The 18,186-nt window shown below is 43.8% G+C and carries 18 protein-coding genes; 9 read left to right on the top strand and 9 right to left on the bottom strand.

Annotated features, from left to right (window positions below; all coding sequences use genetic code 11):
* Nucleotides 1-27 precede the first annotated feature (27 nt).
* Nucleotides 28-678 (top strand): hypothetical protein, encoded by a 651-nt coding sequence (locus KIH41_RS01010; RefSeq protein WP_214161202.1) that lies wholly within the window; start codon nt 28-30, stop codon nt 676-678.
* Between the two features lie 112 nt (nt 679-790).
* On the opposite strand, the gene KIH41_RS01005 is transcribed toward KIH41_RS01010, so the two are convergent.
* Entirely contained in the window at nt 791-1,210 is a 420-nt protein-coding gene (locus tag KIH41_RS01005; protein ID WP_213945205.1) for a nucleoside-diphosphate kinase, read from the bottom strand.
* Between the two features lie 187 nt (nt 1,211-1,397).
* On the opposite strand from KIH41_RS01005, the gene KIH41_RS01000 reads away from it, so the two are divergent.
* From KIH41_RS01000 to KIH41_RS00985, 4 genes are all read left to right on the top strand, one after another.
* On the top strand, nt 1,398-2,438 hold the full coding sequence (locus KIH41_RS01000) for a DHH family phosphoesterase (RefSeq protein ID WP_214161201.1): 1,041 nt from the start codon (nt 1,398-1,400) through the stop codon (nt 2,436-2,438).
* Nucleotides 2,425-3,357, top strand: a complete 933-nt coding sequence (locus KIH41_RS00995) for an FKBP-type peptidyl-prolyl cis-trans isomerase (protein WP_214161200.1) — start codon at nt 2,425-2,427, stop codon at nt 3,355-3,357. Before KIH41_RS01000 ends, KIH41_RS00995 begins: the two co-directional genes overlap by 14 nt.
* A 64-nt stretch (nt 3,358-3,421) precedes the next feature.
* Nucleotides 3,422-3,973, top strand: a complete 552-nt coding sequence (locus KIH41_RS00990) for an FKBP-type peptidyl-prolyl cis-trans isomerase (RefSeq protein WP_214161199.1) — start codon at nt 3,422-3,424, stop codon at nt 3,971-3,973.
* Nucleotides 3,970-4,506 (top strand): FKBP-type peptidyl-prolyl cis-trans isomerase, encoded by a 537-nt coding sequence (locus KIH41_RS00985; protein WP_246535351.1) that lies wholly within the window; start codon nt 3,970-3,972, stop codon nt 4,504-4,506. The genes KIH41_RS00990 and KIH41_RS00985 overlap by 4 nt, the downstream gene beginning before the upstream one ends.
* Before the next feature lie 403 nt (nt 4,507-4,909).
* On the opposite strand, the gene KIH41_RS00980 is transcribed toward KIH41_RS00985, so the two are convergent.
* The 8 genes from KIH41_RS00980 to KIH41_RS00945 form a co-directional block, all read right to left on the bottom strand.
* A complete protein-coding gene (locus tag KIH41_RS00980) occupies nt 4,910-5,551 on the bottom strand; it encodes a carboxypeptidase-like regulatory domain-containing protein (RefSeq protein WP_213945209.1) in 642 nt (213 codons plus the stop codon).
* Nucleotides 5,552-5,558: 7 nt separating this feature from the next.
* Entirely contained in the window at nt 5,559-6,944 is a 1,386-nt protein-coding gene (locus KIH41_RS00975; RefSeq protein ID WP_214161198.1) for a CsgG/HfaB family protein, read from the bottom strand.
* 19 nt (nt 6,945-6,963) lie between these two features.
* Complete coding sequence (locus tag KIH41_RS00970) at nt 6,964-7,380, bottom strand: curli production assembly/transport component CsgF (protein WP_213945211.1); 417 nt, start codon at nt 7,378-7,380, stop codon at nt 6,964-6,966.
* Between the two features lie 16 nt (nt 7,381-7,396).
* Nucleotides 7,397-7,909 (bottom strand): CsgE family curli-type amyloid fiber assembly protein, encoded by a 513-nt coding sequence (locus KIH41_RS00965; protein ID WP_213945212.1) that lies wholly within the window; start codon nt 7,907-7,909, stop codon nt 7,397-7,399.
* 133 nt (nt 7,910-8,042) lie between these two features.
* Nucleotides 8,043-8,705 (bottom strand): hypothetical protein, encoded by a 663-nt coding sequence (locus tag KIH41_RS00960; protein ID WP_214161197.1) that lies wholly within the window; start codon nt 8,703-8,705, stop codon nt 8,043-8,045.
* A gap of 103 nt (nt 8,706-8,808) precedes the next feature.
* Nucleotides 8,809-10,488 carry a hypothetical protein gene (locus KIH41_RS00955; protein ID WP_214161196.1) on the bottom strand — a complete coding sequence of 560 codons (1,680 nt, stop codon included), beginning with the start codon at nt 10,486-10,488 and terminating at the stop codon, nt 8,809-8,811.
* 59 nt (nt 10,489-10,547) lie between these two features.
* Nucleotides 10,548-10,919: a hypothetical protein gene (locus KIH41_RS00950; protein ID WP_214161195.1), complete on the bottom strand. Its 372-nt coding sequence runs from the start codon at nt 10,917-10,919 to the stop codon at nt 10,548-10,550.
* Between the two features lie 672 nt (nt 10,920-11,591).
* The gene (locus KIH41_RS00945) at nt 11,592-12,635 is read right to left on the bottom strand and encodes a response regulator transcription factor (protein ID WP_214161194.1); all 1,044 of its coding nucleotides are present in this window, start codon (nt 12,633-12,635) and stop codon (nt 11,592-11,594) included.
* 304 nt (nt 12,636-12,939) lie between these two features.
* Between KIH41_RS00945 and KIH41_RS00940 the strand changes: the two genes are divergently transcribed.
* The 4 genes from KIH41_RS00940 to secDF all read left to right on the top strand — a co-directional run bounded on the left by KIH41_RS00940 (nt 12,940) and on the right by secDF (nt 18,117).
* Complete coding sequence (locus tag KIH41_RS00940) at nt 12,940-13,518, top strand: non-canonical purine NTP diphosphatase (protein ID WP_214161193.1); 579 nt, start codon at nt 12,940-12,942, stop codon at nt 13,516-13,518.
* 40 nt (nt 13,519-13,558) lie between these two features.
* Nucleotides 13,559-14,182: a uridine kinase gene (udk, locus tag KIH41_RS00935; RefSeq protein ID WP_213945218.1), complete on the top strand. Its 624-nt coding sequence runs from the start codon at nt 13,559-13,561 to the stop codon at nt 14,180-14,182.
* Between the two features lie 490 nt (nt 14,183-14,672).
* Nucleotides 14,673-15,035 (top strand): hypothetical protein, encoded by a 363-nt coding sequence (locus KIH41_RS00930; RefSeq protein WP_214161192.1) that lies wholly within the window; start codon nt 14,673-14,675, stop codon nt 15,033-15,035.
* Between the two features lie 109 nt (nt 15,036-15,144).
* Entirely contained in the window at nt 15,145-18,117 is a 2,973-nt protein-coding gene (secDF, locus tag KIH41_RS00925; protein WP_214161191.1) for a protein translocase subunit SecDF, read from the top strand.
* Nucleotides 18,118-18,186: the final 69 nt, after the last annotated feature.

The following is an 18,186-nucleotide window of genomic DNA, read 5'->3' as shown; positions in this document are numbered from 1 at the left end:
GTGGCTCTACAAACACTAATCTTTGAGGTGAACCAAAAAAATCAACCGCAAAGAAACAAAGTCGCGCAAAGTTTTTTAGTCAATGCTTTAATCGCAATTTTAAAAATAACCTCAGAGCTTGTCCCGAGGAGCGGAGCGATCTCTGCGTCCTCTGGGCCTCTGTGGTTAAACAAGCTCGCATCAAACTTTGGGGAGAACCAAAAAAATCAACCGCAAAGAAACAAAGTCGCGCAAAGTTTTTTAGTCAATGCTTTAATCGCAATTTTAAAAATAACCTCAGAGCTTGTCCCGAGGAGCGGAGCGATCTCTGCGTCCTCTGGGCCTCTGTGGTTAAACAAGCTCGCATCAAACTTTGGGGAGAACCAAAAAAATCAACCGCAAAGAAACAAAGTCGCGCAAAGTTTTTTAGTCAATTCATTAATCGCAATTTTAAAAATAACCACAGAACGTGTCCCGAGGAGCGGAGCGATCTCTGCGTCCTCTGGGCCTCTCTGGATAAACAAGCTCGCATCAAACTGTGGGGAGAACCAAAAAAATCAACCGCAAAGAAACAAAGTCGCGCAAAGTTTTTTAGTCAATTCATTAATCGCAATTTTAAAAATAACCACAGAACTTGTCCCGAGGAGCGGAGCGATCTCTGCGGTTAAACAAGCTCTCATCAAACTTTGTGTTACTTAGCGCTCTTTGCGGTAAATTAAAAAAACCGCAGAGAATCAGAGTCAGTAGAGAAATAATATCTCCGTGTGCTCTTCGCCTCTGCGGTTTATTTTACTAAGCAATTAACTTTCAATTATACTCTTTCAGCTTGGGAGAAGAAGAAGTTGCCTTCGATCTCGGCGTTTTCGTCAGAGTCAGAACCATGAACGGCGTTGGCGTCGATAGATTTGGCAAACATGTTTCTGATAGTACCTTCAGCAGCTTCAGCTGGGTTGGTGGCACCGATAAGCTTTCTGAAATCTTCTACTGCATTGTCTTTTTCCAAGATGGCTGCTACGATTGGACCAGAAGACATGAAAGATACCAAATCATTGTAAAAAGGTCTCTCCTTGTGTATTTCGTAGAATTTGCCCGCAAGTTCAGCTGACAACCTGGTGGCCTTCATGGCTACGATTTTGAATCCAGCATCTTGGATCATTTTAAGGATAGCTCCAGTATTGCCTGCGCCAAACGCATCAGGCTTGATCATAGTAAATGTTCTATTAGTTGCCATTTTGTGTATTTTTTTCTAGGTTTAAAATAGGGCACAAATTTACGGGTTTTAACGTAAAGTCCGAACCAATTACCAGAAATAAACCTTATGGGTTTCATTTATAGGCGGTTATCCCCATTGGGAAAATTCGAAAATAATATAGACCTTTGCACCCTATGTGCTGGATACTGCAGCCAAAACATTACACATGCAAGACTTAGAGTTATTTAAAAAACAAATATCTTCACCAAAAAAAGTTGTCATTACCACCCACCACAAGCCTGATGCTGATGCACTTGGCTCCTCACTGGGGATGGCCAACTTCCTAAAAAAGAAGAACCACGAGGTCACCGTAATCACACCCTCGGACTATCCTTCTTTTTTGGCCTGGATGAAGAGCAACGATGAAGTCCTCAACTTCGAAAACGAGGAGCATCAACCTATTGCAATTGATAAAATCAAAGAGGCTGACATCATTTTCGGGCTGGATTTCAGCTGCCTGAGCAGAACATACGACATGGAACCCTACATCAGGGAATCCAGCGCCTACAAGGTCAACATCGACCACCACCAAGACCCTGAGGATTTCGCTGATTTTGCCTATCACAGCACCAAAGCTGCAGCCACCTGCGAACTTATCTATGAACTGATTGTCAAAATCGGTGACAAAGACCTGATCGACTGCGATATAGCCGAGTGCCTTTACTCCGGCATCATGACCGACACGGGAGGCTTCAAGCATCCCAACACCACCAAAAATGTCCATCTGGTAACCGCCGAACTGATTGAGTTAGGGGCTGACAATTCCAAAATCAGCCGACTGATCTATGATACCAACTCGGTGGATAGGCTTAAGTTCCTTGGCTTTGCCCTTTCAAGAAGGCTGGTCATCATGCCAGAGCTCCAGACGGCCTACTTTACCATTAGCAAAAAAGACCTAAAAAAATACAACTCCCAGACAGGCGACACCGAAGGTTTGGTGAACTACGCCCTATCCTTGGACGGAATCAAGATCGCCGCCCTTTTCACAGAGCGTAAGGACGGTGTAAAGATTAGCTTCAGGTCAACTGAAGATGTGGCCGTGAACAAATTTGCCGCAAAATATTTCAACGGAGGAGGACATAAAAACGCTTCCGGGGGCAAATCCCAGGATTCCCTGCCCGATACAGTGGAAAGATTTGAGAAATTAATTAAAGAAAACAAACAATCCCTATTCAATCAATTAGAATTAATCGATGAGAAACATTAAGAATTTGATCCTAGCCGGGGGTATCCTGGCTACAGCCGTAGCGGTATCCAGCTGTGACAGCGGTAGAAAAGCAACCACTGCTGATGGCACTGAGTACAAGTACATCAAGGAGGGCTCCAAGGCTCCAAACAACGGTGAATACGTATTGTACCACTTCACTGCAGAAAACGAGAACGATTCCACGTTCATCTCCAGCTACGAGCAACACGCTCCCGCTTACTTGCAATACAACGATTCAGCCCAGGCCCAGACGGGTATTGATGAGATCTTCATGAACCTTAAGAAAGGTGACAGTATCTTGGTAGAAACCACCGCTGAGAAAATGTTTGGTGGATTCGGCGTGCCCCCATTCTTGACTGCTGAAGAAATCATCAGATTGAGAATTGGTGTGGTTGACGTATTGGACGAGGCGGCCTTCCAGGATTTCTTCACCGCCATGGCTGAAGAGCAGCAGGAAAGACAGGCCAGAGAGTCTATGCAACAGACCGAAACGGATATCCAGCTAATCGAAGAGTATATTGCCGAAAATAATCTGAACGCCAACAGGACAGAATCAGGCCTTTTCTACGTCATTGAAGAAGAAGGTTCCGGTAAGGAAGTGAGCGCCGGCGACATGGCCAAGGTTCATTACACCGGTTATGTGTTGGACGGAAGGGTGTTTGACACCAGCCGTGAAAACATCGCCAGAGAGCAGGGCATCTACAGCGAAGGCAGAGGCGGATATGAGCCGATCGAGGTACAAGTAGGAGCAGGCAGAGTGATCCAGGGCTGGGACGAAGGTCTACAGTTGTTGAGAAAAGGTTCTAAAGCCAAATTGCTTATCCCTTCACCTTTGGCTTACGGCAGCCGCCAGGCAAGTGAGGTGATCGCGCCAAATTCAGTTTTGGTTTTTGACGTTGAAATTACAGACGTAAAATAAAAACTTAAAGCCTTCGTAATTAAATAGCGAAGGCTTTATTTTACCTAATAGTAAGCATACAGTTATGAAAAAATCATTCTTAGCGATCTTGGGCTCCGCATTGCTTTTTGCGGCCTGTATCAATGACGAGGAGTCTCTCCAGAATATTCGTGATAGAGATATTACAAGTATTGAACAATACATGCAAGAAACTCCCATCGCAGGTGTAAAAACTGAAAAAGATGGCGGTACAGGTATCGTAATGATCTGGCATAACGAGGTAGAGAACGGCAGAAGCCCACAACAAGGCGACAGTGTGTATGTTAATTACACAGGCAGGTTTTTGGACGGACGAGTTTTCGATACATCAGTAGATTCCGTTGCTCAGGAGCATGGAATCACCAGACAAGCACCCTTCGTGCCATGGGGTTATGTTTTTGGATTTGGGCAGGTGATTGAAGGATTTGATTTTGCAGTTTTTAATATGAAAGTAGGCGAAACTGTAACCACATTGATCCCTTCCATTTATGCTTATGGAGCTGGAGGATCAAGAGACGGATCTATCCAACCTCACACCCCGCTAAGATTTGATATTGAATTGGTAAGCATTCCGGATGCGCCAGAAGAAGAAATATGATGTTGAAAAGAAGTTTTATTTGGGCAGTAGTAGCCGTTTTTGCCTTTTCCTGCGACCAGTTTGAATTTGGGGAGCAGTATGATGAAATGGGGAACCTGACTAGAGATAGAGAAAGGATTGAAAATTATTTAGCAACTAATCCTTACGAATATGTAGAAAAGATAGAAGACGAAAGTGGCACTGTAATTCTTATTCAAGAAGAAAGCACACTTAATAAGCCTTCTACTGGAAGCGTTATTTATACCAATTACACTGGAAGGCTACTTGATGGGACAATTTTTGAAACTACCTTAGAAAATGTAGCTCGTGAGCATGGTCTTTTTGATGAAGAAAAAGTTTATGAGCCTGATTTTTTTGTGCTAAATTCTAATCAAAGAATTGCCGGTTTCAGCTATGGTTTTAGAAATCTTCGAAGTGGTTCCAAGGCTGTATTAATTATCCCTTCTCCTCATGCCTACAGAGACCGTGATCAAGGCCCCATCCCAGCCAATTCAGTGTTGGTATTCGAAGTGGATTTCTTGGGAATGGATTAAGAAGTAAGAATATTTATTATCATAAAAAGGCGCTTAACTTAGTTAGGTGCCTTTTTTTGTGCATAGCAGCTTGGCTAGTTGAATAGTAATAGGTAAGAAGTGCATGAGGCATACTTGGAAAGTTCACTGCGAAGAGGACTTTGGGCCTTTTTTTAACTTTCCCGATTCGCTACGCTACTCGGGACAGGCTGTGTGACTTAGTGACCCATTTTTTATTGTATAAGGTTTAAAGTTTAAGGCTTATGATTTGAAAGCACAAACCTTTTGCGCTCTTTGCGTATTCTTCGCGCTCTTTGCCTGCCCTCCGGGAGGCGGGCGTGAAACCTTACCGCAACAAAACACAAAAACCGGATCAAAGACCCGGTTCTGTGGAACAAGCAGTGGTTAAACGTGAATAGGATTATTATGGGTTGCCTGTTCTGAATGTCCATGTCGGGCTGTTAGCCACATTTCTTCCGTCATGCTTAGCCACTACATACCAGAAGTAGGTAGTTGCCGGCTGAAGATCTGCCACCACGACCTCGGTGGTTGTGAGGTTCTCCCCTACGATGGTTTGGGTAGTAGAGTTGGATTGGAAGATATATACGGTGTACTCAAGCTCCCTGTCCCTGTTGTCCTGATCTACATTCCACTGGAAGGTGAAAGATAGTGGCTGATCCACGGCACCATTACCCGGAACAGGATCATAAATCACTACATTCCCTACATCGCGGTCGTCTTCAAGAAGGAAAAAAGTGAGGTTGGTGTTCTCCTCTTCATATACGGCGATATTTATAGTCCCCGATAAAAAATCCTTTTTGCGGGCATTGATCACCACATCCCCATAGCGGACCTTGTTCAACTGAAAGGTACCTTCCTCATCGGTAAGCACACTGGTACTTGCCGGGGTGGTGGTAATCTGTACGCCAGAAAGCGGCTCATAGGACTCCCCATCAACGACTACACCGGTAATTGTTCCAAATCGATCGATATCGATATTCTCAAGCTCGCAACCCAAAAAAGAAAAGCTGATTGCCAATAAACACAAATAATTTATATACTTCATTTTACTGTTAATTTCCGATATACATTTTAATTCCGAATTTGAAGCCTAGGATGACATCATTGAAGCTGCCTGCCACTACCCCGTCATAGGTATCGCTCAGGTGCTGGTTTACATAGGCCTCCCCCACCAAGGCGGTTTTGTTGCCAAAAACATATTCCAATCCGGCTGAATAGTTGATAAAGGGAAACCAGGGCTGGTTGGAAAGCGCGATATTGTTTCCAAAGTTAAAGTACGACCCTGCACCAACAGCTGCAAAGGGCGACAATCTCCCCGATGGATTGGCGATGTATTTTACGCCAGCAGTTCCATAAAACTCCCTAGAATTGACCACATCACTGATATTGACCTGCTGGTAGCCCAGGTTCCCATCCACAAACAAGCTGTTTGAAATCCCAAAACCATAATTGGCTGCAAAACCCGTCTGGGGCGTACTGCTTGAATAATCACCCAAATAGGATTGGGTGGTAAACTTCGGAGCGATGTAGAAGGAGGATCGGTGGTCATATCGGTGAAGCCTTCCTATATAGTCGTGCTCCACATTATCGGATTTTTCCATGACATATTGATCTAGCAACATCTGGGTGGTATCATTTTCTTCCTTGAGCTCCCAAATATTCCCCATTACACCTTCCAACACCATACTGTGTACTGCTTTTTCAACAGCTTCCGTGATGGCCATTTCAGTGGGCTCATTGTAGGTGTAGCCAGTTTCGGCTTCCAAGAGCCTTCTGAATTTCACATATCGGAAAAAGCCTGCGGATACTTCCTGGGAAAGAATGGATTTGGTTGTATAAATAGTCTTTAGAACTTTCCCGTTACTGGTGGATACGGCCCGAAGGTAAATGGTAACCCTATCTTCCCGATACTGGGAAGATGCATTGGCCCCGAAATACCTCATCCCGGCACCACCCGTGAATACGTTGGTCTCATAAGAAACGATCCCCCCTTCCAACAACACTCCGGCAAAAAGCAAAGGTGGTAGAAGTACATTGTTGGTGCCTTCATATTGCTCACGGCTTGAGCGTATGATCTTTCTTTCGTTCAGAAGGTTGCTGATGTTTTCGCGCTCAATGGGCACGAACCATTTGGACTCCTCCAAGGCACGGATCAGGATATTGGTGGCGCCCTGGGTCACGGCCGTCGACCAGCTGGCACCCATATTGCTTTCCTTATACTGCCCGGTTTGATCCCTGAATTTGTACACTGCCACTACTATGGGCTCTTTAGGCTCCGGCAGGTCCAATAACTCTCTTTTCATCCTCGTCTCCGGCCCCAAAGTAGCATCCCTATCATTGAAAGGTTGATAGAAGGAAGGGGAGCAAGCGGAAATGTAAAATAGACAAACTATACTCAGTAAGCTCTTTATTAAAGAGCTTTTTAAAAATACTCTCATTAATCTTTTGGGTTATACTCTAAAAATGGGGTACTTCAACAGTCGTGGTGGCTCCGGTACGGGAATCTCGTATGGACACATTAAGTCCACCTCCGCCACCGCCAATGTCAATAAGGTAATCGCCTAATTGGTAACTCCCTTCCTGCAGGCCTTCTTCCCCAAATTGGCGTGTAACTATTTCCCTAGCCAAGTTACTTAGGATTTGCCTATTTAGGCTTTCTGCAAAATCTTCCATAGGGTCTCTCCCATATCCAAAAGCATCAGCAGAAGGATCCGTAAAGGTATCTTGAGCTTGGGCTGAGCTAAGCATCCATTGATAATTAAAAGTTTCTCCGCCAAAAGCTGGGTTGATTGGCCGATAAACCAATTGCTGGGCATCACTCATTCCAATCCAAAAGGGAAATGCTAAAACAAATACTAGTAAAAACTTCTTCATAACTCTACTATTAAAATTAAAATATTCCTGTTCCTGATCTTTCCTCTCCTTCCATGTCCCTGACAATTTGCTCATATTGAAGCAGGTACATTTGGGTGGTTTCAACGGATTCTGCTGCTAGATTTTCTATAAATTCCGCCCTGGGCTGCAAAAATGATTGGAAAACCATGGTTTCATTTATGTATATTTCAACCATAGTGATGTTCATCCGAAATGGTTTTTCCTCCACCAAAATGGAATAGTTTCTAGCTTCTTCGGGTGGATCCCAATCTCTATAGAATAGGTCAAAAAAATCTCTTCCACTTTTCGTTTTAGTTTCATCGATCAAAAGCCCATCGATCTCAACTTCCGCATCCCGCTTTGTTTTTTTTACCTCCCCCTCAATAATATCTTGCAACAAATTCTTTAAAGACTCCGGAGCTTCCTGAACTGGAACTGTATCATTTTTTAAAACCTCGGAAGTGCCTTCCGTCTGCGAAAAAGCCGGAAAAAGGATGAAAAATAATATGAAACTAAAAAAAACTCTCATGATACTCAAAACAAAACTAATCTGACTAAAATGGCAGAACACTTGCAATAAATACATTTTATTTAGGAATGTCAAGAGTAATTTGCATTTCACACCATTAAATTACCCAACTTAGTATTAATAAGACATGCGGTCATCTAACTGGCATTCCAAATTGGGAAGAAGTTACGCTCACTTGCATACCCGCACCTCCAGCTCCTGGAGTTTGGGTAATCTTGATTGGGGAAGAAAAACTATCCTGATTGGCTCTCACCCTTTGATTGTTACCCTGTTGATTGATCACCACGGGAGTGGCGCCGAGATTTCCTCCAATCAAATTGACTTCAATTTGATTATTATTTCCAATCTGACTTAAGTCTAGAGTGGATGGAGTAGCACTACTATTTGCAACTACCCCGCTAATTTGGTTACGGTTTCCATTTTGTGAAGCACTGACTTGAATAAAGGCCCCTAACATTCCTAAATTAAACTGATTATGATTGCCGGTTTGCTGAAGGATCGTCGCAAGGCCAGAGCCGCTTTGACCTAGAATAGATTTATTCTGATTCCCCTGCTGCAATATTATGGCTTGGTTTAAATGAAGTCCCTGCTGAGTTTGGTTTAAATCCACTTCATTATTGTCTCCTATTTGACGGATTATGGCAGCGTTTGAACTTACTACAGGAATGAATAGATCAATAGCCTGCACATTTATGAGATCAATTTGATCCCATCTAGTAAGCTCTTCCTCTTGCTGGGCATGGGAAATGGTAATAGACAGAATGAAAGTAAAAATTAGAAGCGAAGACTTTTTCATAGCTCAATCATTTAACACATCAAAACAACTCTCTGAAAAGATAAAGTTACCAAAAAAAGGGAATAGAAGCTATTCCCTTTTTTAATGTAAGTATCTGCAATTATTATCTTTGAGTAACTCTCGCTACGTTACCGTTGCCCATTTGAGTAACAGTTGCAGTGTTGCCAGCCGTATGCTGATTTACATATGCTCTGTTATCATTACCATGCTGAAGCACTTGAGCCATGTTGCTTCCTCCACCTTGCTTGACAAGAGTGAAGTTATCATTGCCTTTTTGGGTCACTTCTGCAGTGTTTCCAATTAAAGTAGAATTCTGAGAAATTGAAGCATCATTGCCATTACCTTTTTGCATAATACTTGCAGAATTGCTTGCAAAAAATGTAGAGGCTTGAGTAATAGAAGCATCGTTACCATTCCCATACTGCTTGATTGTGGCATCACTACCAGCACCACCCCAGCTATTAGACTGATCAATTGATGCCATGTTATGGTTACCAGCTTGCTTAATCAAAGCATCATGCCCACCGCTTTGCTCAATTGAAGCTTCGTTTCCTTTACCCCACTGAGACAAATATGCAAAATTAGAGCCGCTTACTTGTGAGATAGTAGCTTCGTTGTCAGAACCCGCCTGCTTAATAGTAGCATCATTGCCTCCGCTTGATTGATCAATAGAAGCCATATTGTTTCTACCTAGCTGATAAATTGAGGCCTCGTTTTCTCTTGCAGATTGATCAATGCTAGCGTTATTATCAGAACCAGCTTGCTTGATTAGAGCGTCATTACCCCGAGCAGACTGAGCTATGGATGCATAGTTGTCTCTACCAGCTTGATAAATGTCAGCACTATTATCTCTAGCAGATTGATCAATTGAAGCCTCATTTCTATTACCCAACTGATAAACACCAGCCATATTGTTTTCCGCAGACTGATCTATTGCCGCCTCGTTTTCAGATCCGAACTGGTAAACGGATGCATCATTATCACCACCTTCTTGAGATACAGAAGCCTCATTCAGATTTCCAACTTGAGAAATAAAACCAACATTGAATCCATCTCTTTGATCAATTGAAGCTTCATTTTCATTTCCGAATTGAAAAGATCTCGCATCGGCATCAGCCCCCAACCTAAAGGTAGATATATTATCAGAACCATATTGCTCTTGAATTATAGTACCACTAATTCTTCCAGCTCCTTGTATTCTACTTGCGGTAGAGGTGTTATCATTTCCAATTTGAATTTGTCTTACAAACCCACCATCAGCATAATACTGACCACTACCTTCTGGATTTAATAACGCAGTATTTCTGTTACCTAACTGAGTTTGGGTCACCTCAACTCTGTCAAACCCTCTCAGTCTTCTAGCCTGTGCAGTATTGTCATTCCCAACTTGAGTTTGATCCACAAAGTTATTACTAGATTGAGACCAATTACTTGCATCTGCAGAGTTCCTATTTCCTAACTGAATCTGGTTAATTACGGAATTATTACCGAATCCATTTGACCCAGCAACTGCACTATTGTTACTTCCCACCTGAAGTTGGGTACCAGTTACACTTCCACTACCTACAAAACTTGCCGAGTTTGACACTCCTACTTGATCTACATTTACTAGAGATCCATTTCCACCTGTTATTAATACAGAGCTGTTATTATTAATTCCCGTCTGATTTACCTCAGCCTCATGATTATTACCATTCTGTTCCACAGTGGCAGTATTGCTACCTTGGGCAAACACAAAGCCGCCGGCAAACAACATCGCGAAAACTAAACTTGTTTTTTTCATAATAAATAAAAGTTAAAAGTTAAAATTGAGTAAATTGATTTTTATTGATTATACATAAATTAATTGCCTGAGTTGATTTTGACACTGTTGTTGCTGCCGGTTTGGGTGATGGTCACCTTTTGGCCGGAAGTATTGTTGGGGTGTCTTTTATGGTTGATCTCCACCTTGTTGCTTTCTCCCTTCTGGTTGATCTCGCCCACCGTGCGCCCGTTGATCACTTTCAGGGTGTCGGTTCCGCTCACCAAGAGGGTATCGATCTTCACCTGGTTGTTTGGACCATAAGATTTGATGGTAAGTGTGTCGCCGGGGGAAGCTTCGGATTTGACAGCAGTGCTGCCTTTGCTTTTCTTATCGTTGGATTGTTGCGCCTGACTGGAAAAACTCACTGAGCAGCCTAAAATGAGGAGCGGAAGAATGAAGAAATAATTCATGACCTTTGTATTTAAAAATTTGCTTTTCAAAGATTTTAAAATGCTTTTCGTAAGCTTCTTTTACAAAGGTATCGAATGCCCAAAAGGCCTACAATACGTAATTTTACCCTAAAAAATTTTCAACATTACATAAGGGTTTTTACTTACCAATTACTTTTTTATGGTTTGGAAATACATTTAACAATACTTAAACCGCGTATGCAAAAGAATCGTCTAAAGGCTAAAAAATCGTCTACGTATAATCACTCAGTCAATTCCAGAATTCAGCCTAGTAGTCAATCCAAAAATAAATCTTGTAGCATAGTCAAGTTCTAATCTAATTGACCCTTTTTCCAAGCACTCCCTATATCTCCGCGATGAAGGAAACCTGCCTTTGTCGGCAGACAGGCCTGCTTGCAGCAAAGGCAAGCTCTGAGAAACTCCATAAAACTCAGCGGAACCCTGCCTGCGCAGGCAGGTCTGTGTCCCATTTTTTTGCGTCAAGAGCTCACTTCGATCCAAAACACGGCGGCAAGGCATCGGTTTTCGATCCCGCCTCTGCCGAGTCCCACAATGATTTCTCGCTGCGGCGCTGCGAAAATCGCTGCGATCGCTGCGAGAAATTTTACTCGCCAATTAAAAAAGCTCCCGCTTGTAGGCAGGAGCTATATGTTTTAATGGATATGGACAGGTTTAATTTAAGACACCGCTTTTCAAATGGCTTTCAGAATTGGGCCCTTTTATTACCCCGATCTGGACATACCAGGCGATGATCGCCTCTATAATATTTCCAGCCCCAAGCTTCTCCATAATATTGGCCCGGTGCTTTTCAACTGTACGGTTGGACACACTCAATTCCTCGGCTATTACCTTGATAGGCAATCCGGCAGCGGAAAGCTCCAGCACCTGTAACTCCCTATCCGTCAAATGGACTTTTTCCCCTATCGCCTCATAATTCACAGGCACCCCAGCAGGAAGCTTAATTTCTTCGGAATTATCATTCGAATTCCCCTTCTCCAGTAATGTAAGTTCTATCAAATATTCGCCCTGCTCACCCTGACTGCCTTTAAAAAGCAACATATCAAAGAGACAATCGGAATATTTGCATTTCACTCGGTTGAGCTTTACAATATTGGAAACCCCCGATTGAAGTCTTTTTATATTTAACCGATTGCTTTTGTGGAGCTCTACATCAAAAACCTCCTCAAAACTTTTCCCCTCAGCGGCGCCAAAAAATTCAGGGTTCATTTCAGTCAAGGCTGCATTACATTTAAAAATCTTATCGTCCCGCATCAATATCTTCAAAGCCAGCGACTCCTCAAAAAGCTCCGCAAACTCATTAACCTTAAAGAGGTTGGCATTTTTTCGCTTGATCAGCTCATTTTCAATCTTGCCAATTAGGGAGGTTTTTGAAAATGGAGGGAAAATCAAATTGGTCACTCCGACCTCCAAGGCAATCATCACCTCGTCGGCATCAAACTCATTCATGATTAAAAAGAACGGTGTAGACTGAAAAACCAACTGGAATTGCTGGAAAAGGTCCATTCCGGCCCTACCGTTGATCATCTGGTCGCAAAGTATAGCATCAACGCAATTTTCTCTAAAAAAACCGTCTATTTCTTCAATCTGACTAACTCTTTCAATCAGGAACCCATTTTTGCTTAAAAGTTTCTCTACTTTAGTTTTGGTGGTTCCGCATGAAGAAATCAGTAGCACTCGGGGAATCTGGGAATTCATACGCACAACTAAAAATCTTATTTTAAAAATTTATTTCTGATATTTGCACTTCGTGGAAATATAATTCTCATTTGAAGCAGTCAACCAAATAGAGTATTTGAAATGCAATTTTCTGTGTTAAAAGTACATTTTTAAGGTATCTAAATCAAGTATTTATGCATATTTGTCATGTTAAATTTATATTAACCTTTTATGAAAACTTGACTTTAAGCCATTTAAACAAAATTACTTCCGACAAAACACCCTCACCACCGTTCATTCATTCATAAATCAACCCATATAACAAATAAAAAAAACAAGAGAAATGAAGATCTGCTTTGCCACCAACAACCCCAAAAAGATAGAAGAAGTAAAAGCCGCCTTGGGTGAAAACTATACCCTCCTGTCCCTTAAAGACATAGGATGCGAAGTAGAGCTGCCCGAAACGGGCGATACCCTGGAATATAATGCATTTGAGAAAGCTAGGTATGTTTATGACAATTACGGGGTGAGCTGCTTTGCGGATGACACAGGACTGGAAGTGGAAGCCCTGGGCAATGCCCCCGGGGTGTATTCGGGCAGATTTGCCGGCGAACCGAGAAGTGATGAACGCAATATTGATCTTTTGCTGGAAAAACTGAAAGGCCATGCCAACCGCTCCGCCAGGTTTCGAACCGTCATCGCACTGATTCTGGAGGGAGAGGAACACAAGTTTGAAGGCATCGCCCAGGGGGAAATCACGGAAGGCAGATCGGGTGAAAAGGGGTTTGGTTATGATCCTGTATTCAAGCCGGCGGATTTTGAGGTGACCTTTGCTGAAATGAGCCTGGAAGACAAAAACCAGATCAGTCACCGCGGGCAGGCAGTGGAAAAACTGGCCGATTTTCTGCATTCTTATTTCTGAGAGCAGGGAGATTGAAAGTTTTTTTATAATTTTGTCCCCCATGAATAAACCATACATCGTGGGGATCACCGGAGGTAGCGCCTCAGGCAAAACCCTTTTTCTGGAAAGGTTGCTCAACTCTTTCGAACCCCATCAAGTCTGCTTAATTTCCCAGGACAACTATTACAAGCCCCGTCACCAGCAACCCCTGGATGACCGCGGTATCCACAACTTTGACACCCCCCACTCCATAGATTTCGAACAGTACGCCGAAGACATCCGCAAAATCCATAACGGAGAAACCGTTTACCGTCAGGAATACACCTTCAACAACCCCAACAAAATCCCCAAAATGCTGGAATTCAAGCCGGCGCCCGTAGTGGTGGTCGAGGGGATCTTCGTATTATATTATCCAGAACTTGCTGATTTGCTGGATCTGAAGGTCTTCATTGACGCCAAGGATTACATCAAACTCAAGCGCCGAATTGTGCGCGACAAAGTGGAAAGAGGCTATGACCTGGACGATGTATTATATAGGTATGAAAAACACGTGATGCCCACCTATGAAAAATACATTGAGCCCTTCAAACACGAAGCCGACATCATCGTCCCCAACAACGACAGCTTCGACCGCGCTCTTGACTTGGTAAAGTCCTATCTAAAACTAAAAGCTGAGATAATATAGAGGGAACTAAGGCTTATTAAATCATCAGTTTAGAGGGTTATTTCCCGGCGCTATCGCGCGGCGGGAGGTTTAGAGGTTTAGCGCGCGAGGGGACGCAAGGGACTTCCTGAGATCCCACTAGGCACCTTGCCCCAATAAACACCACGAATAAAAAAATGAGTGCGTAGCACGAACGCAAAAACACCCGGAAAGGCCAGAGATTGGGGAAAGCAGTCTGACCTGCGATGTACTTGGTACCTGGTACATTGTACTTTGTACCAAATGTGTACTAAGAACGATGTACTATGTACTAAGCAGCCTAGCGATGGCAGCAATTAAACACTCAAAGGTTGACAGCGGAAAACAACTTTCCCCATAAACCTTAAACCATAAGCCATAAACCACTCCCTAACTCATTGACAAATAAATATTTATCAATCGGAACCATTCTGCTCCTAAATTCTTTTTAAAAAAGTGGAGATGTATTGAAATATCTTTATATTTGCCGTTAATGAATCGAAACAGAAAAAATAGAAGCCTATTGAAGGAAAGGGTTACCATATTGATGGTAGTGTTTTTCTGCATCCTGATCTCCGGGTCAGAGAGGTTTATTATGTTTGATTCGGCCAAATCCAAGATGGAGCAGGCTGCCGGCAGCGACAAGGACACTGATGAAAATGAAACATTCATTGATGTGGCCGTGGATGCCGTGGTACCCTTTGCTACCACCATCGCCCAGACTGCCCTGTACTTCATCTATGAGATCATCGGGTTTGAAAAGGAAACCTTCACCGTAAAGGAGCAGGTATCCCGCTATCCCAGCCATTTTTTGGAGATCCTGTTGACCAGGATTATCTCTCCCAACGCCCCCTAATTCATTTTTTGCTACCCTCAGCCGCCTGAGCACTCAGGCAGATGGCATTGCTATGCCCTCACTCCCAATTTAAGAAAATCAATCAATTTACTTTATATCAATTATTACTATGCGTAACAAAGGTGTCATAGTGTTTTTGACGGTAATCATTACAGCGCTTTGCCTGTACTACCTGTCATTTACATTTATCTCTAACCGCGTCCAAAGAGACGCCGAAGCATATGCCACGGACAATGTGGGCAATGTGGATTTCAGCAAAAAGCAGTCTTACCTTGACTCCGTATGGAGGCTGCCGGTGTACAGGTTCCTAGGAGCCGAGTTTACCTACAAAGAGGTAAAAGAAACCGAACTGGGTCTTGGACTTGACCTTCAGGGCGGGATGCACGTGACCCTTGAAGTATCTCCAGTGGAAATCGTAAGAGGCCTTTCCGGAAACAGCAAGGACGCTACGTTCAACCAGGCTGTGGAAACGGCCCAGGAAAGAGCCAAAACCAGCAATGAGAAGTTTGTGGACATCTTTTATGATGCCTGGAAAGAAAAAGCCGGCGACAGAAAGTTAAACTCCGTATTTGCGACAGCAGCCAACAGAGGCCGTATCTCTTTGGAGACTTCTGATGCCGAGGTATTGAAACTTATCGACAATGAGGTGGAAAACGCCATCGAGCGTTCCTTCAACATTCTTAGAACCCGTGTGGACCGTTTCGGTACTGCACAGCCAAACATCCAGCGTATCCAGGGTTCGGGAAGAATCCAGATTGAGCTTCCAGGTGTAGACAACCCTGAGCGGGTAAGAAACCTACTTCAAGGTGTAGCCAAGCTGCAGTTTTGGGAAGTCGCTGAGATCAACGAGTTTGGCGATGCCATCGAGAGAGCCAATGCTATCCTAGTAGCTGAAGCGCAGGCGCAGAGAGGTGCAGGCCAAGAGCCGGCTGAGCAGCCTGAGCAGGACGGCGACGAAGATGATGAGGAAGGCGACCTTGCCCGTCAGCTTGCCGAAGGAGCAGATGGTGACGACTTCTCATCTGATGTATCCCCATTGCTATCCTTACTTCAGGCCAACTACGGCTTGGTGTATGACTTGAAAGATACCGTAACGATCAACAGAATCTTGGCCCGTGAGGATGTAAGATCCGTATTGCCAAGAGACGTAAGATTCCTATGGTCTGTGAAGCCTCAGAAGGCTGACGGACAGGAATTGCTTGAACTGCACGCCATCAAAACTCCAAGAGGAACCGAGCAGGCTCCATTGGAAGGTGATGTGATCACCGATGCGCGCCAGTCTTATGACCAGAGCTCCAGACCTGCTGTAAGCATGCAGATGAATGCCGATGGTGCCAGAAAGTGGAGAAAATTGACTTCAGAAAGCATCGGTAGAAGAATCGCCGTAGTATTGGATGACTATGTATATACTGCCCCTACCGTGCAGGGTGAGATCCCTTCGGGACAATCTGAAATCACCGGTAACTTCACTATCGAAGAAGCCAAGGATTTGGCCAACATCCTGAAATCAGGTACGCTACCTGCTCCTACCAGAATCGTGGAAGAAGCCATGATCGGTGCTACATTGGGTGTAGAAGCCCAAAATCAGGGGATCTACTCCATGGTGGCTGGCTTGGTGCTAGTGGTATTATTCATGGTAGCCTACTTTGCCAAAGGTGGATTTATCGCCATTGCGGCTTTGGTATTCAACATCTTCTTTATCTTGGGTATCCTTGCCCAGTTGGGAGCTGCGCTTACCTTGCCTGGTATCGCGGGTATCGTATTGACCATCGGTATGTCGATTGATGCCAACGTCTTGATCTTTGAGCGTATCAAAGAGGAGCTTAGAAACGGTGCAGGTATCCTTCAGGCGATCAGCAGCGGTTACAACAAAGCCTTCAGCGCAATCTTGGATTCAAACGTGACTACTTTCCTTACCGGTGCTATCCTTTATGCACTTGGACAGGGACCTGTAAAAGGTTTTGCCATCGTATTGATGATTGGTATTGCATCTTCATTCTTCTCTGCTGTATTCATCACCAGAGTGATTGTATATTGGATGAGCAAGAAAGGTGACAAGAGCTCCATCTCTTTCTCTACGCCATATTCCAGAAATGCCCTTTCCAACTTGAACATCGACTTCATGAGCAAGCGTAAGGTGGCCTATATCATCTCTACGGGTATCATTGTCGTTGGTCTTGCCGTAGCAGCCGTAAACGGCCTTAAATTCGGTGTGGACTTCACCGGCGGGCGTACCTACACAGTTGAGTTTAGCGAGCCGGTGACTACTACTGACATCAAAACAGGTCTTGATGCTCAGATGGACGGCTCAGTGGAAGCCAAAACTTTTGGAGGAAACAATATCCTTAAAATCACCACCTCTTATCTGATCAACGAAGATTCTGATGAGGCTAACAGAGAAGTGGAAGAAAGAGTCTTGGCAGGTATCACCGAAATCACAGGATTCAATCGAGTAAATGATGCCAGAAGATTGGAGGCAAATTCATTTGCACTAATCGGTTCATCCAAAGTGGGTGCTACCGTAGCGGATGACATTAAGAACTCTTCTATGGAGGCGATGTTCTTTGCTTTGGTAGCCATCTTCCTTTATATCTTGTTGAGGTTCCGCAAGTGGCAGTTCTCCTTGGCATCTATCATTGCCTTGGTACACGATACAGCCTTTGTGATTGCAGCATTTGCCATTGCTAGTGCGTTGGGAGCCACTTTCGAGATCGATCAGGTATTCATCGCTGCCATGCTGACGGTAGTAGGTTACTCTATAAATGATACCGTGATTGTATTTGACCGTATCCGTGAAAACATCTCCAACAGAGGTACTTCCAAGTTGGTAACCATGTTCAACGACGCGATCAACCAAACCATGTCCAGAACCCTGATCACCTCTGCTACTACCCTTATCGTGGTATTGGTATTGTTGGTGTTTGGTGGTGAGGTATTGGCAGGCTTCTCCTTTGCACTCTTGATTGGTGTATTGGTGGGTACCTATTCTTCCATCTACATTGCATCTCCGATCGTAGTGGATTTGATGAAGAGAGAAATTGCCCAGGAAAAAGCTGCAGAGGAAACCAAAAAGGTTGCTTAAGCAAAAATTTCCCCAACATTAAAAAGCCGCTGGATCACTCCAGCGGCTTTTTTTATGGAAAAATACCCC

The sequence above is a fragment of the Litoribacter ruber genome (assembly GCF_018500185.1).
GTDB classification, from domain to species: Bacteria; Bacteroidota; Bacteroidia; order Cytophagales; family Cyclobacteriaceae; genus Litoribacter; species Litoribacter ruber.
Note: the sequence above shows the minus strand (reverse complement) of the source record. Positions and strands in the feature narration are given on the sequence as shown.